Source organism: Brevibacillus sp. FW301-21C12A (assembly GCF_058788915.1).
The window spans coordinates 1-21,457 of sequence record NZ_JBYTBG010000039.1 but is presented as its reverse complement, the minus strand read 5'-3'; the positions used below and the strand labels follow the sequence as shown (position 1 = coordinate 21,457).

The window sequence follows — 21,457 nt, the reverse complement described above, 5'->3', positions numbered from 1 at the left end:
CAGAAACTCCTTTCGCTAGCGATTTCGGTTTTTGTACAGCAAATAGATGAAAAACGGAGCGCCAATCGCAGAGGTGAACACCCCGACGGGCACTTCGATTGGAGAAAAGGCCGTTCGCGCGATCAAGTCGGCAGCAAGCACGATGATGGCGCCGAGAAACGCCGACAGCGGGAGCGCACCGCCAAAGGACGGGCCGATTAGCTGTTTGGCGATATGCGGGGCGAGCAAGGCGACGAAGCTGATGTCTCCCCCGACGGACACGGCTGTTCCGGTCAAAGCGGCGCAGATCATGAGCAGCAGGAAACGATCCCATTGCAGTGCGCTTCCCAGGCTCGTCGCCACGTCGTCACCGAGCTGCTGGATGTTGACTCTGCGGGCGAGTACGGCAGCGACTGCGATCAGGATGACAACCCACGGCAAAATCATGAACACATCGTTCCAGTCGACGCCGTAAATGCTGCCCGTCAGCCAGAGCAGAGCTTTGTTTTGCAGCAAAAACGGGCTGAACATAATCAGAATGGTGACGAGCGCACCCGCCGCGATCTTGATTCCGACACCGATCATGACGAGCCGCAGCGGCGTGACGCCTTTTTTCCACGACAGGGCATAAAGCAGAAACGTCGTCAGCATCGCTCCCAAAAAAGCAGTAGGAGGCAACCATTTGATGCTGGCTGTTTCAAATACGAGCAAAAAGCCAACGGCCGCAACGGAAGCGCCTCCGGCTACCCCGAGGACATCCGGCGAAGCGAGCGGATTGCGAATAATTCCTTGCATGATGGCGCCCGCCGCAGCCAAGGCTGCTCCCACGAGAATGGCAATCAGAATGCGCGGAAGGCGGAATTGCTGAACGATCAACGCATCTCCTTCAGAACCGGTACCGAGAAAGACTTTGACGACATCCAGCGGCGCAATTTTCATTTCGCCCATCCCCAGACTGACGACAGTCACAGCCAGGGCAATCAGCAGAGCGATGGTCGAATACAGCAGCGTCTTTTTGTGTAGCTGAAAAGAAAAACGTTTGCCAAAGCGCAGAGGCAGGTGTGGCTTCATTCCTTTTCCAGCCCCTTTCGTGCGACATAGATGAAGAACGGAACACCAATCAGGGCGGTCATCACACCAATAGGCACTTCCGCAGGCATGGCGATGAATCGGGCGCCGATATCGGCCACAAGCAGGAGGATCGAGCCGAGCAGTCCGCTGTACAAAAGCACCCAATGCGTTTCGATTCCGACCAGATAGCGGGCGAGGTGCGGCGTGACCAGTCCGACGAAGCCGATTGGGCCAGCGACAGCTACGGCGCAGCCGGAGAGCAGGACAATCACGACACCGGTAGAGAGCTTGACGAGCAAAGTGCGCTGGCCGAGCCCTTTTGCCACATCGTCGCCCATGAGCAGCGTCTGAATAGGGCGGGCGAGCAGGAAAGCGGCGATCCAGGCGAAGGCCATATAAGGAAAGACGGTAGCCAAATACTCCAGCTTTCTTCCGCCGACAGAGCCAGCGAGCCAGAAAAGCACCTCGTCAGCCGCTTTTTCGTTGAGCACCATCATGGCGTGGCGGATGGAAGCGGCCAAGGCGGTAATCGCCGCACCGGCAAGCACCAGCTTGACGGGAGTGAGGCCATCCCTGCCGAACGAGCCGAGCAGGTAGACGATGAACCCGGCAACGGCAGCTCCGAAAAAGGAGATCCACGTAAACTCCGTGAGCGAGTTGATCCCGACAAACGTAACGGCAAAAACGACAAAGAGAGAAGCGCCTGCGTTCAGTCCAAACAGCTCAACATCTGCAACAGGGTTTCTCGTCAGCGATTGCAGCAGGGTACCTGCAAGGCCGAGACAAAAGCCGACCGTCAGCGCATTCAGCACGCGCGGCACCCGAACTTCTTTAATGACAATATGTTCGTTTGTTCCGTTAAAATGGGTATAGGCGTCAATGGCTGTTTGCCAGCTCGTATCAATCACGCCAAACACAAGACTGGCATAGCTGAGGTAAACCAGCAGCAGAATGGCGATAGCCACTCCTAGAATTTTGCGAAAACGGCTTGCTAGTAAAGCATTCATGAGGGCTACATCCTTATCTATGCATGTTGTTCTGTAGGCATTTCGTACCCTGCCCTATAGTAAGTGTAGAGCCAGCCTGACTATGTGTCAATGATTTTGAGAGTCATTATCAATTTATACTTGACGATCACCCTCGCATGAAGGTAGGATAGTCAGTGTTATTGATTTACATTCTCAATTAGCCAAATAGGTAAGGGGGTCCTTGCACCATGTTTTCTCGTACATACCGTACGGCAGGCGGTAAAGTGTTCTTCGCCGTGCTGATGGCGCTTTTGCTGATTGTCACTGGTTGCGGCAATCAACAGGCGACTGAGCAAAAACCTGCAGAACAACAACAACCTGCTGAACAAGCTACAGGCAATTCCGCAGGTTCCGAGCAATCTTATACAGTCAAACACGCGATGGGCGAAACCATCATTAAAGGTACACCACAGCGCGTTGTCATGCTGACCAACCAAGGGACAGAAACCTTGATGGCACTTGGCGTGAAGCCAGTAGGTGCTGTTGGTGCCGCTCATGATCCGACTCAATTCTACGATTTCACCAAGTCCTTCCTGGAAGGCACCAAGTCTGTTGGTACAGAAGGTCAGCCAAACCTGGAAGCAATCGCTGCCCTGAAGCCTGATCTGATTCTCGGTATGAAATTCCGTCATGAAAAAATTTATCAACAACTGTCCGCAATCGCTCCGACCGTGTTCGTAGAAGAGCCACGCGGCGACTGGAAAGCAAACTTCAGCCTGTACGCAGAAGCTGTCAACAAAAAGGCGGAAGGCGAGAAAATCATCGCTGACTGGAACAAGCGCGTAGCCGAGTTCAAGGAAAAAGCGGGCGACAAACTGAAAACGCAAGTATCCGTCGTGCGTTTCATGCCTGGTAAAGTTCGCATCTACTATAAAGACACCTTCACTGGCGCGATCTTCAAAGACCTGGGTCTGGCTCGTCCAGCTTCCCAAGACAAAGAAGAGTTTGCAGCAGAAGTAACCAAAGAGCGCATTCCAGAGATGGACGGCGACATCATGTTCTACTTCACGTATGAGACAGGAAAAGGCGAAGCGTCCAAGATCGAGCAAGAATGGACGAACGATCCATTGTGGAAAAACCTGAACGTAGTAAAAGCAGGCAAAGCGTTCAAAGTGGATGACACGATCTGGAACACTTCCGGCGGTGTCATCGCGGCAAACAAAGTGCTGGATGAGCTGGAAGGCTACATCATCGGCAAATAAGCGCAGAGACAAAAAAGACAGGGGCGAGTTGCTCCTGTCTTTTTGCCTGTTTGCATGCGCTGCTGCGGTCTGTGAGGTTACCCTGCCATGTTGTTGACGGTGCCGCGCGGGTAGTAAATGTTCACGTGATCGATGTAGAAACTCTCCGGTTTGCCCGCAGTTCCGGAAAAGACGATTTTCAACTCGTAGTCCGGCGTGACCTTGTACGTGTAAATGGTTTGCCCGGCTGCGGTCGCGGTGCTGTTTGGCTTGCCCAATGCTTGCAAAACCTCTGCTTGCGTGATCGCTTGCAGGCGAGGGTCGTAGGAACGAATATCGACGACTTGCATGCCTTTGTTAAAGGCGAAGACCAGTCCGCGATTCTGGTACGTATTGTATGTGAGTCCGTTGACGTAGGAGACGACATCAGGCTTGCCGATTTGTTTTTCGATTTCGTCAAAGACGTCTTTTTCTACCCGATACTCGCTGCCGAGCGTCTGCCCGTTTTTGGCCAGCTCGCGCAAGTCTTGCAGCATGTCGATGTTGCTTCCGTACAGCATCAGGTTTTTGTTGCCTTGCGGGTAGTAGACGTTGTATCTCACGAGAACGAGGTTCGTGTCACCTGCGCTCTTCAAGCCCTGGAAGATGAACTTCACCTGGTATTTGCTCGTCACGTCGTAGGTGTAAATGGTCTGATTGCCAAATTCGCTGACGCGGTTTGGTTTGCCCCACGCTTTTTCCACTTCGGACAAATGGATTTGATGCAAGCGGGGATCGGTCGTGCGGATGTCGACAAGCTGCATGCCTTTGTTGTAGCCGAACACGACGCCGCGCTTCGTATAGGTGGAGTAGGTGAGTCCGTTGGCTTGATCGGTATAGTCTGGCTTGCCCCAGTCTTTTTCGACTTGGTCGAAGACGGTGTTTTCCACGGTGTACGGTGCGGTAAACCCTTTGCCTTTTTCCGCTTCCGTGCGGATCAGCGGCAGCAACTGCTCGGATTGTGGCGTGACAGGTGCAGGGTTTACGGCATTTCCTTTGCCGGCTTCAGGCCCTGGCGAAGCAGATGTCGAGCCGGGCGTCTGGTTGGTCGGATCTGGCAGTGCGCTCTGCTGATTGTTGCTGATGAGGGTTGCTCCCATCCAGATCGTCGCGGCAAGCACGGAGCAGATCGCCAAGCCTTTTCCCAGCCCGGAAAAGCGGCGGGCAGATACAACCGGTTCGGATTGAGTGCGCGAATGCGCGTCGGTGGAACGAATCGTAGACAAAATCGCTTGTTTTTTTCCTTCGGTCATTTTCATGTCAGGCAGTCCTTTCATTTCTTCTAAAAGTTGTTCATCTGTTTTAAATCGCATCGCCTACCATCCCCTTTCTTTCCTGCAAAAGCTGCTCTTTTACCGCCTTCATGGCCCGATGCATGGTGACGTTGACCTTGCTTTCCGACCAATCCAATATTTCAGCGGTTTCCTTGGAGGATAGTCCCTTGATCCCGCGAAGGATCAGTACCTCGCGATAGGTGGGCTTCATTTGCCGCAGCGCATGGTACAGCGCTTGCTGTTCGTCGTGCAAATGCAAAATCTCCTCTGGCGTCTTTTCTTCGGATTGAACTTTGGCGAGCCATTTGTCCGGCAGCCAGTTGCGAAATCGTTGTTTTCTGGCGAAGTCGATTGCCGTATGCCTGGCGATGGTGAGCAGCCATGTCTTCGGTTGCGATCTGCCTTCAAACGTATCCAGTGACCGCAGCGCCTTGAGGAATACATCCTGGACGAGATCTTCCACGTCTTTGTTTCCGGTATAGTAGACGAGAAACTTGTAGATGTCGTCGCTATAGCGCAGAAACCATTGCTCAATGATGTTGTTTTTGTCCATAGCTGAACCACCTTTTTGCTTTCTACTTGTAATTTGACGACCAAGGTGCGCTTTCATTACAAAAGACGAAAAAAACTGCCGGAATTATGACCGACAGTTTCTGGAAATTCGTTTTTTTAGTTAGTGGTGAAGCATGGCGTCGCGGGTAAACCAGAGCCGATAGCTCAGCATGCTGATGAGGACAGCAGAGACAGCGGCAGAGGAGCTGAAGCTGAGCATGATGAGAATTTGGTAGCGGACGGCTTCGACCGGGCTTGCGCCAGCGATAATCATGCCGGTCATCATTCCGGGAAGCTGAACGAGCCCGATTGTTTTCATCGTGTCAAACGTAGGGATCATGCTCGCTTTGACGGCGCGCTTCAATACCGCTTGAACGGCCTGGCGGGGAGTCGCACCCAGGCAGAGCAGCGTCTCGATCTCGCCACGGGAAGTTTCCACTTCACGGTTCATATGGGAGAGGAACAAGCTGCAAACGATCATGGAGCTACCGATAATCATGCCGCTCATGGGAATGAGGTACTGGGGCGTAGGCGTGACCAGTCCGAGTGTTACCAGCAGTCCCATGGTGACCAGCTCCGTGATCGAAAGCGAAATCGCGATCCGCCAAAAAATGCCGCGCAGCTTTTTCCCTTTGCTGGCGGCGTTCCAGGAGGCGACCGCAATCATCATGGCGATAATCAAGAGGATGAACAGCAGGCTGTCCGCGTGGAAAACAAACTGCAGCACGTAGCCGATGACCAGCAACTGCAAGGTGGAACGGACCGTGCCGATGGCGATTTCTTTTTCCAGCCCAAGCCTTTGCCATAGAGAGAGGAGGAGGGCGATCAATACGAAGGCAAAGGCGATCCAGATGGATGTATAGGTCATGAGTGCACCTCTCTCGCTGTGTGCGCATGCGCGCTTTGCAAAAAGTCGCGGGCTTGTATCGTGGGCGGCGCGTGGAAAAAGGAGTGGCTGGGCAGGTCAGCCTGTAGTTGGTGCTCCGCCAGAAACCAGATGCGCTGACAACGGCTGCGGGCCTCCTCCAGATCATGCGTGACCCAGAGAATGGTCGTGCCTGACTGCTCATGCAAATCGACGAGCAACTGCTCCGTGGCCTGTTTGCTGGCCGTATCGAGCGAGGCCGTCACTTCGTCCAGCAAAAGGACGTCCGGCTGCAGTAGCAAGGTGCGGATAAGGGCAAGCCGTTGCTTTTCTCCGCCAGAAAGCTGGTCGGCCGGCTTTGACCAGTCGACCTGCTCCAAATGAAGCTGCTCGCACAGGGCGCGAGCGAGCTTTTCATCGAATGAGCGCTGATGCAGCACGCTTACGGTACGCAAATTGTCTTCCACTGTGCCCGGCAGCATGATCGCCTGCTGAGCGACGTAGCTCACTTTCATGCGCCAGGCGCCGCTCTCCCACTGGGTCATTTCTTTTTGCGCGAGCCGGACCGTACCGCTGTCTGGCGGCAAAAGACGACCGAGAATGCGCAGCAGCGTGCTTTTTCCCTGCCCCGATTTTCCAAGGATTCCGATAATGGCAGGTTCCGGGATGATCGCGTTCAGGTCGTGGAAAAGCCAGTGGCCGGAGGGCGAGAGGACTTTTTTGCCCAAAGCTTCAATCTCCATGACGGTACTCATGCAAAAATCCTCCCATCAACGGGAAAACACCGAAGAGGACGAGTCTCCGGTGTTTCTCCAATACAGGCTATCTATGTACTTATTTATGCTCCGACAGCCATTGTGCAACCGCTTGAATTTCCGGTTGTTTTTTCAGCATTCCTGGAGGCATGCCGCCTTTACCTTCTTTGATAATTTTGGCGATGTCTTCAGCGCTGAGAGTTGCCCCGACTTTAGTCAGGTTCGGACCAGCGATCCCCTCCAGATTTTGTCCATGACAGGAAGCACAGTTTTGCTTGAAAATAGCTTCAGCATCAATGTTGGCAGTAGGTGCACCGCCACCTTGCGCTTCTTCTCCATGTTTTGGTGGGAAAATAATCGATCCTACGAGTGCAATGAGAAAAACTAGAAACAAGATACCAAACGAAGTGAAAAAGGCCTTCGCGGAATCAATTACGTCGTTTTGATTCATGTCTTTTTTGTTGGACCCAGCCATTGACAAAGACCTCCCGAAGCAAATAATAAAGGTTCAACTGCAATTTTACGGCAAAATCTTGACAGTTGCAAGGCGACGGCCAAACAGACAAAGAAAGTACACAATTTGCCAATTTTGTGTAAACAATCTTTTCTAGTATTGTCGCTTATATTGTGCGTAAAACAGGCAAATATTATTTCATGGTAGTTTGGTTTATATATAATGGAAGGGATAGCGGGTTGCTGTTACCTGACAAGTATGATAAAGTGTTTATATTGGTTTTTTACCGCCTTGGAAATCCGTTTTGAGGTGAATGAAGATGGCATTGGCTGCGAAAATTTTACTTGTGATCGCAAGTATTGGCTTAATTATCGTCGTGTTGCTGCAATCTGGAAAAAGTGCCGGCCTTTCGGGAGCGATTGGTGGCGGTGCAGAGCAACTGATGGGCAAGCAAAAAGCCCGTGGGATTGACGCACTTTTAGGGAAACTGACCGTTGTGTTTGCGGTTGCTTTCATGATTTTTGCGATTTTGCTCGGATATTTCTTGAAAACAGGAGCGTAATAGACGAATAGCCGAAAGACAGCGAGTGCGACTTGCTGTCTTTTTCGCTATTCCGATTGCGATGTAGATGAACGGTGAATACTACATAGTAATGGATAAATGGAGGAGCGCGGTAGAGCCACGCGAAAAAAGGAGGTTTGTGAATGACAGATCAAGAAAAGATACTCGCGTTCATGCGGGAGCAAGCTTATCACCCTATGACGGTGAAGGAGCTGGAGGAAGCGTTTGAGCTCAAGGACTCGGCTTCCTTCAAGGAGCTGGTGAAAACGCTGAACGCACTGGAAGCGAGCGGCGAGGTAATTCGCACGCGTGCGAACCGATACGGCGTGCCGGAAAAAATGAACCTGGTGCGCGGGCGTCTGCAAAGCCATCCAAAAGGCTTCGGATTTATTATTCCGGAAACGCCTGACATGGAAGATATATACGTCCACGCCAACGACATGAATGGAGCGATTCACGGCGACACCGTGCTCGTGCGTGTCGAGAAGGAAGCGGGCGGCAATCGCCTGGAAGGGCGAATTATTCGCGTCGTCGAACGGGGCATGACCCAGGTTGTGGGGACGTTCAAGGATGAGACGTACTACGCGTTTGTGATTCCGGATGAGAAACGGATCGGCAAAGATATTTTTATCCCGAAAAACGCATATAACGGAGCGGTAGACGGCCACAAGGTCGTCGCCAACATCGTCCGCTACCCGGAAGGACGGGTCAATCCCGAGGGAGAGATCGTAGAAATTCTGGGGCATAAAAACGATCCGGGTGTGGACATTTTGTCCATTATCCGCAAGTTCAACCTGCCGGAAGCATTTCCGGAGGATGTGCTGGCCGAGGCAGAAGCGGCGCCGGACGAGATTTCGGAAGAGGAGATCAAGGGACGCCGCGACCTGCGCGACCGGATGATGGTCACCATCGACGGAGCAGACGCCAAGGACCTGGACGACGCCGTTTCGCTCGAAGTGCTGGAAAACGGCAATGTCAGGCTCGGTGTGCATATTGCCGACGTCAGCTATTACGTCCGCGAAAAATCGGCTCTGGATAACGAAGCGTATCGCCGGGGCACGAGCGTCTATCTGGTCGACCGCGTCATCCCGATGCTGCCGCACCGTTTGTCCAACGGGATATGCAGTCTGAATCCAAAGGTAGACCGACTGACGATCTCCTGCGACATGGAGATGGACCAAAACGCGCAACTCGTGAAGTACGATATTTTTCTCAGCGTGATTCGCACGAACGAACGCATGACGTATGCCGATGTGCGCAGCATCCTGGAAGACAAGGACGAAGCCTTGATCGAGAAGTACAGCGAGCTCGTCCCGATGTTCCAGGAGATGGAGAAGCTGGCGTTGAAGTTGCGTTCCAAACGGATGCAGCGCGGCGCAATCGACTTCGATTTCCGCGAAGCGAAAATTTACGTCAACGATGAGGGCACCCCGACAGACATCGGGTTCCGCACGCGCTCCATCGCGGAGCAGATCATTGAGGAATTTATGCTGGCGGCCAACGAAACAGTGGCCGAGCATTTCCACTGGATGAAGCAGCCGTTTATGTACCGGATTCACGAAGACCCGAACGCCGAAAAGCTGATGGCCTTCATGGAGTTCATCACCAACTTCGGCTACTCGATCCGCGGCAAGGGCAACTCCGTCCACCCGCGCGCCCTGCAGCAGCTTTTGGAAGAGGTAAAAGGCACGCCGGAAGAGATTATCATCAGCACGGTCATGCTACGTTCCATGAAGCAAGCGCGCTACGACGCGGAAAGTCTGGGTCACTACGGCTTGTCCACCGAGTTTTACACGCACTTTACGTCGCCGATTCGCCGCTACCCCGACCTCATCGTCCACCGCCGCATTCGCGAGTGGATCGAGCAGGGCAACAACCTGTCGGAAAAGCGCCTGGCGTACTGGGCCGAGCAGATGCCGATTATCGCCGAGCACGCCTCCCAGCGCGAGCGGCTGGCGGTAGATGCCGAGCGCGAGACAGACGACCTGAAAAAAGCCGAGTTCATGAAGGAGCGCGTCGGAGAGGAGTTCGAGGGCGTCATTTCCAGTGTGACCTCGTTCGGGCTGTTTGTGGAGCTGCCCAACACGATCGAGGGCCTGGTGCACATCAGCTTCCTGACCGACGACTACTATCATTACCACGAAAAAATGTACGCGCTGGTAGGCGAGCGGACGGGCAAGCAGTACCGCATCGGGGATGTAGTGCAGGTCCGCGTGGCGAACGTCAACGTGGATGAGCGCACCATCGACTTCGAGATCGTCGGCATGACCAAGGCAGCCGGATTCCGCGGCAGCCGCGAGCGCACGCCGCGCGTCATCGACGGCCGGGGCACAGGTCGCAAGCCGACTCGCGGCAAGCAGGATCGCTCCCGCGGTGGCCGTCCCGAGCGGCCAGATCGCCAAAAGGCCAAAAAGCACCCGGCGGAAATCCGCCAGAAGTACAAGGATCGCCGCAAAGGCGAAGGGAACAAAGCTTCGCGCGGCCCAGCTTCCGGTCCAGCAACTGGAAACAAAGACGTCCTGCCGATTGGGCAGGGTGGAGAAGAGGCCCAAGGGGAGCAGCAGAAGGGCTTCTGGGAAGATTTTGTCCGCTCCAAAAAGAAAAGCCGCAAGAATGTAGTCAGCCAGGCGAAACGGAAGCGGCGTTAATTAAACGGTTGTGTAAGGGGCTTTTCGTACAGGGGAGGCCCTGGCAAGCAGGCAGAGACGAGCTTGAACAGGGAGGAGACTTCCTGTTTGCGATCGGGGGGACGCGGCAAACACGGCAGTTACCCGGCAAATGTCTTGCCACAGCGGGCAAAATTTGCTAGACTAACTGTTACGAAACGCAGTACGTACAAGCGAGGTGATCTCCATGTCAAAAGATAAAGCCGGAACCAAGACAGTCGCCCAAAACCGAAAAGCGCGCCACGATTACCACATCGAGCAAGTATTCGAAGCAGGGATTGCCCTGACCGGTACGGAGATCAAGTCGGTGCGTGCCGCGCGTGTCCAGCTTAAGGACAGCTTCGCTCGCGTACAAAACGGCGAGCTGCTTCTGTACAACGTGCACATCAGCCCGTACGAGCAGGGCAACCGTTTCAACCACGAGCCGGAGCGTACCCGCAAGCTGTTGATGAGACGGCTGGAAATCCTCAAGCTGAACGGCCTGATTCGCGAAAGAGGCTACTCGCTGGTCCCGCTGAGCATTTATTTGAAAGGCGGCTGGGCCAAAGTCGAGCTCGCACTCGTCAAAGGGAAAAAGAACTACGACAAGCGCGAAGACCTCAAGAAAAAGGACGCTGCCCGCGAAGTCGAGCGCGCCCTGCGCGAACGCCAAAAGGCCTGAGCGCTGCCTAACTGGTTTGCTTTGGCAGGCCTGGCAGCAATCGACGTTGAGTTTTGCCTGCCGCTTGTGCTATATTAAATAGGCAGCAAGCAATACACCATTTTGTACACAACAGTCTAGGTGCGGATCAATGGCTCTTCACCTAGGCTTTTTCTCACCTTATACCATGGGGGCGTTCTGGATTCGACGGGGATGGTAGAGCATGAGAAGCGAGCCGGGGGGTTGCGGACCTCGTCACCAACGCAAACGCCATTAACTGGCAACAAACAACTTTCTCTCGCTGCTTAATAACCAGTGAGGCTCTCCCACTGCATCGGCCCGTGTGCCGTGGATAGGGCTCAACTTTAACGGGCTACGCCGGAGGCTTCCGCCTGGAGCCAAAGGAAGAAGACCAATCAGGCTAGGTGCCAGGTCAGCGCGTCACTCCGCGAATCTGTCACCGAAACTCTAAACGAGTGACTGCGCTCGGAGATGCTCATGTATCGCTGTTTTCGGACGGGGGTTCGAATCCCCCCGCCTCCACCATACATATGCGAGGATACCACCTGATGAGGGTGGTTTTTTTGTATTTTAGGTATCCTCGCTATACAAGACGGTTTCAACATCGTTGATATGACTGTGTTTATGAGTGGCATGCCAATGTATAGCGAGGAACCTCGTGTTCTATTCGAGTCGGTTACCGCGATGATTACGACGTGTATTCAGCTACGACGGTCTTTTCATACAGTATGGCATCCCCTGATTTGAACTGCATCACGATGTGAATCACCTTGGTTTCTCGCTGGATGAAAACCCTGCTGACGTATTTCGCGACCAGTTGATGGATGCTCTCAGGATTGGATACTTCGCTGTCCAACAGAGCGATCAGCGTCTGTACATCGTATTTTACGGAGTCGATGTATTGCTCTGGGAGAGCGAAGGACTGCACAGAACCGGAAAGAGCGGTGTACTCATTCTGTTTGTCTGCTAGCTCCTGTTTCATCTCACTGATCATGTCAGCGTAGTATGGCTTGCCTCTTCCAGATTGGATATCCTGTTCCATCGTCTCGATACGCTTCTGCAAAAAGCTGATCTCTGTTTCGAGTGAGGATATCTGCATGTAGACATGTTTGTGTTGATCTTCGTGGTATCGTCTGATTTCCTCCTCCAGATGATTGTCTTCAAGCGACAGGCGGAGGAGAGCATTTCTCAGCTTGGCTGATACAATCTCCTCGACACGCTCTTTTCTCCATCCGACATAACTGCAATACTCCTTCCCGTGCCGTTGATAACCTCCGCATGTGTAGTATCGTTGTCCACCTCCTTTTTGTCGTGAAGAATTGGAGTTACCGACCATCTTGCTTCCGCATCTGTCGCAGTACATGATGCCGCGCAACCAGAAAGGGGAGTGGGGTTTGATTTTGAATGGATTTTGCGCCTGCCCGCCGCCATTGTGGCGTTTCTTCGCTAACTCTTGGCATCTGTCGAACAGTTCTTTGGTGATGATCGACGGATGGGCATTCTCAGTGATAATCCATTCGGAGCGATCCTTCCACTTTTTGCCCTTTGTCTGGTAGTCCTGCTTGTTCCATACTCTGCGTCCGATGTAGGATTCATTGAAGATGATTGCGCGGATTGTACTTGCAGACCATTTGCCGCCTTTCAGCGTTGGCACTCCTTTTTGGTTGAGCAGGGTGGCAATTGCCTTGTAACCCAGTCCCTCCTGAGCGTACTGATTGAAAATCCATCTGACGGTATCTACTTCCTCGCGAGGACCTAGTACCCATACAGATTTTGTTTTGTTGGCTCCGAGTGCGATGTGTTCAGTACGATAGCCATAGGGGGCATTGCCACCGTTGCTGTAGCCTTGCTTGGCGTTCAGGGACATGCCTTTTTTCACTTCAGCGGCGAGATTGACGTTGTAGAACTCTGAGATGACTTCTAACATCCCTTCAAGCAACATGCCGTGTGGTGTCTCTGGATCGGTCTGTTCTGTTGCGGATATGACCTTTACGCCGTGCTTTTGCAGTAATGCTTTGTAGATAATGTGATCTTCGCGTTTGCGCGAGAATCGATCAAACTTGTGGACGACGATGGCATCGAAATGACGATTAGGACGTTTGGCCATCGCAATCATCTTCTGGAACTCAGGGCGCTCATCTGTCTTCGCTGATTTGCCTTTTTCGAGGTATTCGCCGACGACCATCCATCCTTTCTCCTGGCAGAACTTGTGGATCGCCTTCACTTGAGCGGGGATGGACAACTCTTTTTCCGCTTGATGATCTGAGGATACGCGAGCGTAGATGACAACTTTCATGTGGATACATCTCCTTTGTGGTATGGTGTATGACTTGAAAAATGAAAAAGGCAGGTACGCCCGATGAGCGATACCTGCCTCTTGAAAACGATTTGATGATGGTCTATTTATTTTTCTTGCGCTGTTGCAATTCTGTATGCGCGGCGTCCCATTGTTGTTGGCTGACGATGGGAGGATGGCTGTTGGGTACGACGATCCATTCATCTGCATCCTTGAACTGCGTCACGCTTTTCGTGCGCTTGTTCCAGATGCGATGTCCCAGATACACCTGATTGTCGAGGATGGAGAGGACGGTCGATGGACTCCAGCGACGATCAATTGCATGTTGCAGATTGTATTCATTGAGTATCCGTGCAATTTTTTTGCCGCCCATTCCTTCCGCCGCCAACTTGAAGATGAGTTGCACAGCTTCCACTTCATGTTGTTCGCCGGGGACTAGCGTTACATGTCCATCGACGACGATGGTGCGATAGCCGTATGGAATGCGTCCTCCGCAGTGAAATCCCCGGGATGCGTTTTCTTTCATTCCCTTCAATGTCTCGTTCCTCAGATTCAGGTTGTAAAATTCAGATATAACCTCCAGCATCCCTTCCAGCAAAACGCCGTGCGGGGTGTCTGGTTCTGTTTGTTCTGTTACTGAGTACACAAAAATACCCTGCTTTTTGAGCAGGGCTTTGTAGATGATATGATCTTCACGACTGCGGCTAAAGCGGTCGAACTTATGAACCAATATGGCTTGGAAGTTCTTCTGTGGTTGCTTTGCTTTGGCGATCATACGCTGGAAAGCGGGGCGATCTGCTGTCTTTGCAGATTTGCTTTCATCGACGAACTCTTCGACGATGCTCCATCCTTTCTGATCTGCGTATCGTTGGATGGCTTCTCTTTGAGCGGGGATGGATAGCTCACGCTCGGTTTGCTGTTTGGATGATACGCGCAGATAGGCGACGACATTCATTGTGGATGCTCCTTTCAATAAAAATAACCGTACTGCGAAGAATATCAGTACGGTGGATGATGATTCTAGCATTAGCGAAGATAAACTAAGAGTCTATGAACCCTTGATAGAACGGTCTCTCTATTATGTTAGCTTCTTGTAACACGTATAAGCGGTATAAACAGTGATATACCAAGGTATTGCGCGATTACGGAGTCTTGCATTTTATCTGTGTCTCTATACTCGGAGAAGTTGTGCTCTTGCGTTTTTCAAGATGCAGATAATGAACCTGTGCTTCATTGATACCAAGGTGTCCGAGTATCGGGTAGTAGATAAGGGCCATGTTGTCGATATCCTTGTCGTCGGTATCGCCTGTAAAGCACATCTCGATTGAGTAGCTCTTACATGGTGCTATCTTCATCTTACGTTTGAGGGGCCGCGCGAGATAACGATGGCGGTCGGCATCATCGGTTAAGAGCCTGTCGCCGCCATCCCTCAGAATCGGTGATTGCTTTGGAACGATATAAATGTCGCCGCTCACTTCAATAATCGGCCCCCCGGATGATCCCAAGTCAAAGAGTGCAATCTTCAACGATTCATTTGATCTGTATTGGGAGGCGTTTGCATACCGTTTCTTGTAATGGTATCTGATGTTACATTCATAGATTTGTCGGTCGTTCTCAACGATCTCCTTGTTGATGCCATCCAGCACCGACTTCATTACGAGTAAGGGAGGTACATCATCTGCTTGCCGTTGGGTAGTAACGGTGATGTCTACTCGGTATTCTCCTTTGGGCAATGGAAGAGGGATTCCTACTGATTTTGACTTGGCTCTAAGTAGCATCGACACTTTTTCCTGAAAGGCCATCATAACAACGCTTTGTTGTCGTTCAATTTTAGTGCCATCATCAAGCTCATAATATGTGTCATGAGATAGCTCTCTCGGCTCCTCATGGACGCAAAAGTAAGAACTTGAATCAAAGGACAAGAGTACCTTCTCATCTTTCCGAAAAGCGTTAACCACTTTTGCTTTGTCCGTATAGAGACTACCATGCATTTTCATAAGATGACGCTTCCTTTGCCGAGTAATTTAACAAGCTCATCAACGTGACGCTTAATTAGAACATGAGGGCGGAGGACAATGATTTCATACTCATTTTTCTGTAGTGAACCCCCGCCTAAAGCGTCTCTAAGAAAGACTTTCTCTCCATCTTTTTGTTGAAAGATACATCTTACAGGTCTGAATAGGTCAGCATTGATGAACGATTGAATTGTCTGGAATGTATTGTAGGGTGTGCTTTTTACGTCGTAGCAGAAACGTGTATCAAGCTCTAACTCCCCGTTCTGTGTGATATGCATAATGTCTGGATCGATGCCGCCATAATACCGAAGCCAGTTATATTGATGCATGAGAAGAAAGATTCTTAGTTTTCTCTCATCCCATCCTGTTCTTGTTACAGATTGATCTAACATCTTCTCTGTTATAGCCGATGTAGGAACCATGATATAGCCATAGTTGTGCTGTTTCAAGGAAGCGGGATTTCGTTTAATTTCTTTACAGCTGTAGAATGTATCAAGCTCTGGCAGATAGTCTGGTGCAGACAATACCTGTGCCTGGAAACGTAATTTATCATCTTCTCTAATATCTCGGATAAAGTGATGAGTTTCTAACCAATCAAGAGACCATTCGATATATGATGAGTATGGAGGCAGTTTTAATGTCTCGGCGATCTTTTGTTTGCTGGAAAAATATACTTTTCCAGAAAGACCATCGCAGTACATGCATAGGTATAGATAGACCTTGAATGTAGTGTTCGCAAGTTGGGGATGGTCGGGGAAATCAGGGTAAATATCGCTTATGACTTTCCTCGGGAAAAAGAAGTTTTGCGCTGAAAGCTCAAAGTGGTTCTTACCTGGCGTGAGGTTCATCTGTACGATAGTTTTATTCAGATTCGATAGTTTTCTGGTATATTTCATAGGGCCTCCAGATGACGAAAAAAATTGTCTAAGACTATGTTAATTCAAGAGCGGTTTATTGGATATAACAAGATTCTCGAAATCTGACTTAAAAAGAAAGGAGCCAGCAATTGAAGTGCTGACTCCCATAATATGATGGTTCTAAAGCAATCCGCGTTCCTTGTAGCTTAAATAATCTGTTTCGGTCACTTCGATTACGTCTAATATGGATATCCCAACTATGTTTCCTGCTTCGGTAATCTGCGTGGATAATCTTATTTGTTCCTGCGATGGATTGACATTGCCGGCGCTTTGTTTGTGAACCAAAATACCCGATGCACACTTATGGATGATCAGATGACGGAATACGGCCCGTTGATAGGTGGTAAGGCTCTGCATCGTCTCTTCGGGAATACACTTTGTTGTCGTGATCATGTTCTTGGTATTTAACCCGATCAAAAACGTGTTTCTCTCGCCATAACTCCTAATGCTGTCCCGGCAATACTGGACAACATCTCTGGGGAGGCGAACAGTAAAATGCTGTCGTCTTTGTGGAACAGCAAGCAGATGAGCCAGTTGCAGGGTAGCCCGCAATTGTTTCGTCGCAGTAGCGTTACTGCCTGCGATACGTTGGATATCCTCGTCGGCAAGCGTAGTAAGCTGTTGGGAACGGGAAACCTGCGTCATCAGTGTATCCAAGGCATCAACAAGCTGAGCTTCTTTGAGGATATGTTGATGGAGCGCCTTTCTCGTTAATGGATGCTTTCTCATATTGTCTACCCCCTGTGCGTTATAGATAGCCTTGTTCGGCCAAGGAGAAATATCTCTCGAATCCTATAATTATGTGGTCGACGACCCGAATACCTAGAATCTCTCCAGATTGTTGCAGTCTTTTGGTTATTTCAATATCCTCTCGGGATGGAAAGGAATCGCCAGATGGATGATTGTGGACAAAGATCACTGCTTCCGCATTTCTCTTCAATACCGGGCGGAATGCCTCGCGTGGATGGATGATGGCCGCATCCAGCGATCCGACTGCGACCACTTCTGAAAACAAAATGCGCATCTTGTGATCCAAGCCGATCACGACAAAATACTCCTTGGGTAAATACTGCATCTCTACCTTGAGATGATTAAAAACATCTCTTGCAGACCGGACAACAGATGGACGCGACGTTATTGAGCATATGGTACGTGCCAAATCCAGAGATGATATGAGTTTGTAGGCCTTGACTGGCCCTATGCCCGAAATGGCTGTCAGTTCTTCTTCTGTTGCGTTCAGCAGGTCTTGCAGGGTAGGGAAGCAGGCAAGCAAGTTATGGATGACTCTTCCTTCCGGCTTCTCGTCAATGAGATGTGCCAGAACGGTCGCCAGAGTTGTTTGAGCGGTGCATTTATCTGTCATACATTACCTCCGTGAAATGAAAATAAGGAGGGCGGTAAACCCTCCTTGTGCTGGTAAAGCGATATCCTGTACAATACAATCAGCAAAGTTAATTGGGTGTGATTCCTATCTTGGTTCACATCCTTTTTTGTTTTTCTAACTGTTCCAACTGCATCTCGACGAGCACCAGCTTGACGAGAGTACGGGCATAAAGTCGCCCCCAAGCGGGACGCATTTGCTTGATATTTCGCAAACGCTTCAACGCCGCCAGCAACCACTTTCTCTTCTCACACAAATCAACATGCTTCTCCATCATCCTCACCTCCTTTCGGGCATAAAAAATGGCCCTTCTGCATCGTTCTGCAAAAGAGCCTATGATCTGATTTTCTTCCTGTTTTTCAAATACCACTGTAACTGCTTGGGATGGTTCTCCTGAAAATACTGAATGACGTATTGTTTGGCAACATCCCTCTCAAGCCTCCAGAAGCGGCTGACGTAAGCGTACAGGACGTGCCCGGCAATGTGAATGTCACCGTTCAGGGCCAAACGATTTAGAAGCACTACCAACTCATCTGATAAGCTCTGTTTGCTCTGTTCCATGCCTCTCAACTCCTTTCTTGCTAACTTCGTGTTCGACCGACCGCAAAACGTCAATCATATCAATCTGGATCTTCAGAGACTTGATGCGACTACGTATCTGCTCAAGATTACGAGCATTGATTGGATGATTGGTGTCACAGTTGCGTAGCATCTTCTCCTGAATGAGCAGATCGGCAAGTTTCAATTCCAGATTTATTAGCAACTCTCTCATAAGTGACTTCACCTCCTTCCATTGCTGGCATACGCCCTTTAGCGGTTTAATGGCAACACAAATAACCCGCTTTGACGCAAGCAGGCACGATATATCAGATTTAATTGGAGAAGAGAAAAGCTTCTTCTTCAGGAGATTATGAGTGAGGACGAATTGCAATCCTTAGTTCATGGTGCATATACTATCCGTCCATCTTCAAATCTCTCGCAATTTGTTCATAATCGATGTAGCTGGCTAGGGATGGGGGAATCGGGCCAAAGTAACATTCATCTACCATATTCGCCGCGACATCGCATAAACTGTTCACGTCGAAATACACGCTGAAGTCGCCGTTTTCCAACTGCCTCACAACCTCATCCACGTTGTCCAGACATTCAGAAAGCGCAACGACAACCCTGCTGTCATATTTGGACAACACAGCGGCAATATTATTGATTTGGTATACGTTATCATACTCGCCAATGCAAAAAGGTGCTTCGTAATCGTGGATCGCGTATTCTTCATCCACCCCAAAATGCATCGTAGCTGTTCCGCCAGTTTTTCGGGACTCATCGGCAGTGTTAGCCATTCACCAACCAGTTTCCCTTCATTGTACTTTGCCAGTTTGGCCACATAGAGCTTTACGTTCATACATGTTCCCTCCATTTTGCAAGATTTTGTTTTTCTACGATAAGTCATGTCAACTGGCACTCTGTATTTGGGATAGTCGATCAAATGAACCACCTCCTTTCAATGTTGGAAGCCTCTCACCTTCCCTGTTCGCTGTCATGCTCATCAGACGACCAAACAAAAAAGGACTGCAACCTACTGACGAACAGTAGATCTCAGTCCAAGTGTAACCGGGTGGGGCATGAAACGGCTGGTATCCCCTTGTATTTACAAACGATGAACGCCCCAAAAATATATGCAATTTTTTACTCTTTATAGGACTTTGTCATAACTTTCTTTGAGAGCCGATAGAAAGTGCAATGTCCTTTGCGATTCGGTGAATCAATTTAACCTCATCCGTTGTCAGATCGATGAGCAAGCTTCTATGAGCCTCAATCAGCATACGCTTGTCCGAAAGCTCGTTTTCGATATCTGATTTGTAGAACTGAAAAAGCTCAGCAGGCATAATTTCTAATGCTTCTATGACTTTTTCCAAAGTCGAAAGCGAAATGTTTCTATCACCATGCTCGATTCCTCCGATATAGGAGTAGTGTATGCCTGACTTATCGGCTAAGGCTTCTTGTGTTAAACCTTTTTCTTTTCTAATTGTCCTGATTCGTTCACCAATTAACTTGAGAAAGTCAGACATCGTTACCACCTCAAATACTAGCGTAGAAGAGGATACATAACGGTTATCACTAGTGTATATTAGAAATTTTTCGTTGAATTTTATGTATAGATCAAATAGCATTGATGATATGACAATATTTTCTAAAGTTCTACAGAATTCGAAGAGATAGGGTGGTATTGATTATGTCTGATGGTTATGCAACATTGGCTAGAACAATCTTGGTGCTCAAGGTAGTAGGGGGGATATCAGGACTAGTATTTTTGTCATCCTTAATAATGTTATTTTTCAAAGGTAAGCGAAAGCGTGGTCTTATATTATTGGTTGTTAGCGCCATTGTCAGCATCATTTGTGGTTGGTTACAGGATCAGATTCTCAGAATGTAAAGATAATCTAATCAATCGAGGTAGAGTGATAATCATGAATAGAATAATTCCTATACTTCTGGGGACGTTCTTTTTAATAAGCATAGTACTTTATATATTGCCAAAGAATACAATTCTTTTATCTGCGGTTCGCGGTGGTGATTTAAGCAAGGTGAACCTGATGCTCTGGCTTGGCGCTAATCCAAATGGTTCCGATGGTGAGCTAACACCTCTTAATTACGCCGTAAGAGAAGGCCATATTGAGATTGTTAAAAGGTTAATACAGGCTGGTGCGAATCCGAATCTAAAGGGAACCATCGGTGATGTAATTGACAAAGCTAATTTTGCGCCGCTTGAGGATGCCATTACATACCAATCAAATAATTTAGAATTCTTAAACACACTGTTACAGGCAGGAGCTAACCCAAATGATTATTTTACTCTGGTTCGTGCAGTTGAAAACAGAAATACAGAGGTGATAAGGATACTTTTGAATGCTGGGGCAAACAAAGATCAGCTTATTCAGATTGCACAGTTTTACCATGAACCTCAAATTATCTCGGTAATTAACAGCGGAGAAGTTGCTCAAGTTCAAGTACCGGCAAACCAATCTTCATCAGGAAATTCTGCAAAGCCCCAGTCCAAGTTAGCAAATTCACATCAGATGATAGAAGCGGCAGAAGAGGGGGATTTAGACAAGGTAAAAGAACTAGTCGAGAAAAGGAGTGATCCAAATTCTCAAGATGAAGATTCGGGTATAACTCCACTTATCCAAGCGTCCCTGTTTGGACATGTTGAAGTTGTGAAATATCTTTTACAACACGGGGCAAATCCCAATATTAAGGATGAATACGGCAGTACGGCGTTAGATAGTGCTGTCCATAATGAACCTCAGTTAAACAAAGATGTAACTGCTATAAACGAAATAGTGAAGTCTCTCATTAGTGCAGGAGCAAATGTAAACCATGTTGTGAACGGTGTGCATGTAGGTTCTACTGTACTGATCGATGCATCAAACAATGGTTATTCAGATGTTGTGAAAATGCTCTTGGAAGCAGGGGCCGATCCTAATATAACAGATGATTACAATAATACTCCTATCAGTCTTGCGTCTAATGCAGGCTATACAGAGATTGTTAAAGTACTTTTAGAACATGGGGCAAACCCAAATGTTAAGGATAGTAGTGGCAAGACGCCTCTTAATTATGCTGAAGAACACGGATATTCTGAGATCATACAGTTACTTCTGAAAAAATAAATTATGAAAGTACCTAGGATGTGTCTGAAAACTCATTATTGAGTTAGTTTAAAGATGGACGCGACATATACAAACGCTAGGAATGATTTG

Annotated in this window: 22 protein-coding genes, 1 other RNA gene and 1 pseudogene; 6 read left to right on the top strand and 18 right to left on the bottom strand. The window is 49.4% G+C overall.

Going from position 1 to position 21,457, the window contains the following annotated elements:
• Positions 1 to 15: 15 nt before the first annotated feature.
• Together AC3WQH_RS20005 and AC3WQH_RS20000 are read right to left on the bottom strand one after the other, a co-directional pair.
• Complete coding sequence (locus tag AC3WQH_RS20005) at positions 16 to 1,050, bottom strand: FecCD family ABC transporter permease (protein ID WP_025849001.1); 1,035 nt, start codon at positions 1,048 to 1,050, stop codon at positions 16 to 18.
• Positions 1,047 to 2,057 (bottom strand): FecCD family ABC transporter permease, encoded by a 1,011-nt coding sequence (locus AC3WQH_RS20000; protein ID WP_492332226.1) that lies wholly within the window; start codon positions 2,055 to 2,057, stop codon positions 1,047 to 1,049. The genes AC3WQH_RS20005 and AC3WQH_RS20000 overlap by 4 nt, the downstream gene beginning before the upstream one ends.
• 209 nt (positions 2,058 to 2,266) lie before the next feature.
• Between AC3WQH_RS20000 and AC3WQH_RS19995 the strand changes: the two genes are divergently transcribed.
• Positions 2,267 to 3,280, top strand: a complete 1,014-nt coding sequence (locus AC3WQH_RS19995; protein ID WP_026558090.1) for an ABC transporter substrate-binding protein — start codon at positions 2,267 to 2,269, stop codon at positions 3,278 to 3,280.
• 77 nt (positions 3,281 to 3,357) lie between these two features.
• On the opposite strand, the gene AC3WQH_RS19990 is transcribed toward AC3WQH_RS19995, so the two are convergent.
• From AC3WQH_RS19990 to AC3WQH_RS19970, 5 genes are all read right to left on the bottom strand, one after another.
• The gene (locus tag AC3WQH_RS19990) at positions 3,358 to 4,611 is read right to left on the bottom strand and encodes a YjgB family protein (RefSeq protein WP_327944795.1); all 1,254 of its coding nucleotides are present in this window, start codon (positions 4,609 to 4,611) and stop codon (positions 3,358 to 3,360) included.
• Entirely contained in the window at positions 4,601 to 5,125 is a 525-nt protein-coding gene (locus tag AC3WQH_RS19985; RefSeq protein WP_327944794.1) for an RNA polymerase sigma factor, read from the bottom strand. The genes AC3WQH_RS19990 and AC3WQH_RS19985 overlap by 11 nt, the downstream gene beginning before the upstream one ends.
• Before the next feature lie 120 nt (positions 5,126 to 5,245).
• Positions 5,246 to 5,992, bottom strand: a complete 747-nt coding sequence (locus AC3WQH_RS19980) for an ABC transporter permease (RefSeq protein WP_005826954.1) — start codon at positions 5,990 to 5,992, stop codon at positions 5,246 to 5,248.
• Positions 5,989 to 6,744: an ABC transporter ATP-binding protein gene (locus AC3WQH_RS19975; RefSeq protein WP_005826956.1), complete on the bottom strand. Its 756-nt coding sequence runs from the start codon at positions 6,742 to 6,744 to the stop codon at positions 5,989 to 5,991. The genes AC3WQH_RS19980 and AC3WQH_RS19975 overlap by 4 nt, the downstream gene beginning before the upstream one ends.
• A 79-nt stretch (positions 6,745 to 6,823) precedes the next feature.
• Positions 6,824 to 7,219: a YqzM family protein gene (locus AC3WQH_RS19970; protein ID WP_005826958.1), complete on the bottom strand. Its 396-nt coding sequence runs from the start codon at positions 7,217 to 7,219 to the stop codon at positions 6,824 to 6,826.
• Positions 7,220 to 7,517: 298 nt separating this feature from the next.
• On the opposite strand from AC3WQH_RS19970, the gene secG reads away from it, so the two are divergent.
• The 4 genes from secG to ssrA all read left to right on the top strand — a co-directional run bounded on the left by secG (position 7,518) and on the right by ssrA (position 11,612).
• Entirely contained in the window at positions 7,518 to 7,760 is a 243-nt protein-coding gene (secG, locus tag AC3WQH_RS19965) for a preprotein translocase subunit SecG (RefSeq protein ID WP_003843341.1), read from the top strand.
• Positions 7,761 to 7,903: 143 nt separating this feature from the next.
• Complete coding sequence (gene rnr / locus AC3WQH_RS19960; RefSeq protein WP_025849014.1) at positions 7,904 to 10,408, top strand: ribonuclease R; 2,505 nt, start codon at positions 7,904 to 7,906, stop codon at positions 10,406 to 10,408.
• 205 nt (positions 10,409 to 10,613) lie between these two features.
• Positions 10,614 to 11,087, top strand: coding sequence for an SsrA-binding protein SmpB (gene smpB / locus AC3WQH_RS19955; protein WP_005826964.1), 474 nt, complete (start codon positions 10,614 to 10,616; stop codon positions 11,085 to 11,087).
• A 168-nt stretch (positions 11,088 to 11,255) separates the two neighbouring features.
• Positions 11,256 to 11,612: a transfer-messenger RNA gene (gene ssrA, locus AC3WQH_RS19950) on the top strand.
• Positions 11,613 to 11,775: 163 nt separating this feature from the next.
• Here the strand turns inward: ssrA and AC3WQH_RS19945 are convergent.
• The 11 genes and pseudogenes from AC3WQH_RS19945 to AC3WQH_RS19895 all read right to left on the bottom strand — a co-directional run bounded on the left by AC3WQH_RS19945 (position 11,776) and on the right by AC3WQH_RS19895 (position 19,765).
• Entirely contained in the window at positions 11,776 to 13,383 is a 1,608-nt protein-coding gene (locus AC3WQH_RS19945; RefSeq protein WP_238503865.1) for a recombinase family protein, read from the bottom strand.
• A gap of 103 nt (positions 13,384 to 13,486) precedes the next feature.
• Positions 13,487 to 14,338 carry a recombinase family protein gene (locus AC3WQH_RS19940; protein ID WP_238503867.1) on the bottom strand — a complete coding sequence of 284 codons (852 nt, stop codon included), beginning with the start codon at positions 14,336 to 14,338 and terminating at the stop codon, positions 13,487 to 13,489.
• A 187-nt stretch (positions 14,339 to 14,525) separates the two neighbouring features.
• Complete coding sequence (locus AC3WQH_RS19935) at positions 14,526 to 15,380, bottom strand: hypothetical protein (RefSeq protein ID WP_024984598.1); 855 nt, start codon at positions 15,378 to 15,380, stop codon at positions 14,526 to 14,528.
• Positions 15,377 to 16,294, bottom strand: a complete 918-nt coding sequence (locus tag AC3WQH_RS19930; RefSeq protein ID WP_024984597.1) for a hypothetical protein — start codon at positions 16,292 to 16,294, stop codon at positions 15,377 to 15,379. The genes AC3WQH_RS19935 and AC3WQH_RS19930 overlap by 4 nt, the downstream gene beginning before the upstream one ends.
• 141 nt (positions 16,295 to 16,435) lie before the next feature.
• A complete protein-coding gene (locus tag AC3WQH_RS19925; protein WP_238503873.1) occupies positions 16,436 to 17,044 on the bottom strand; it encodes a JAB domain-containing protein in 609 nt (202 codons plus the stop codon).
• Between the two features lie 19 nt (positions 17,045 to 17,063).
• Positions 17,064 to 17,678, bottom strand: coding sequence for a RadC family protein (gene radC, locus AC3WQH_RS19920; RefSeq protein ID WP_238503875.1), 615 nt, complete (start codon positions 17,676 to 17,678; stop codon positions 17,064 to 17,066).
• 115 nt (positions 17,679 to 17,793) lie between these two features.
• The gene (locus AC3WQH_RS19915) at positions 17,794 to 17,973 is read right to left on the bottom strand and encodes a hypothetical protein (RefSeq protein WP_238503876.1); all 180 of its coding nucleotides are present in this window, start codon (positions 17,971 to 17,973) and stop codon (positions 17,794 to 17,796) included.
• 56 nt (positions 17,974 to 18,029) lie between these two features.
• A complete protein-coding gene (locus tag AC3WQH_RS19910; RefSeq protein ID WP_238503877.1) occupies positions 18,030 to 18,257 on the bottom strand; it encodes a hypothetical protein in 228 nt (75 codons plus the stop codon).
• Positions 18,226 to 18,468, bottom strand: a complete 243-nt coding sequence (locus AC3WQH_RS19905) for a hypothetical protein (protein WP_238503879.1) — start codon at positions 18,466 to 18,468, stop codon at positions 18,226 to 18,228. The genes AC3WQH_RS19910 and AC3WQH_RS19905 overlap by 32 nt, the downstream gene beginning before the upstream one ends.
• Positions 18,469 to 18,649: 181 nt before the next feature.
• Positions 18,650 to 19,098, bottom strand: a pseudogene (locus tag AC3WQH_RS19900) (antirestriction protein ArdA).
• A gap of 304 nt (positions 19,099 to 19,402) precedes the next feature.
• A complete protein-coding gene (locus tag AC3WQH_RS19895; protein ID WP_005831678.1) occupies positions 19,403 to 19,765 on the bottom strand; it encodes a helix-turn-helix domain-containing protein in 363 nt (120 codons plus the stop codon).
• A 399-nt stretch (positions 19,766 to 20,164) separates the two neighbouring features.
• On the opposite strand from AC3WQH_RS19895, the gene AC3WQH_RS19890 reads away from it, so the two are divergent.
• Positions 20,165 to 21,367, top strand: a complete 1,203-nt coding sequence (locus AC3WQH_RS19890) for an ankyrin repeat domain-containing protein (RefSeq protein WP_238503880.1) — start codon at positions 20,165 to 20,167, stop codon at positions 21,365 to 21,367.
• Positions 21,368 to 21,457: the final 90 nt, after the last annotated feature.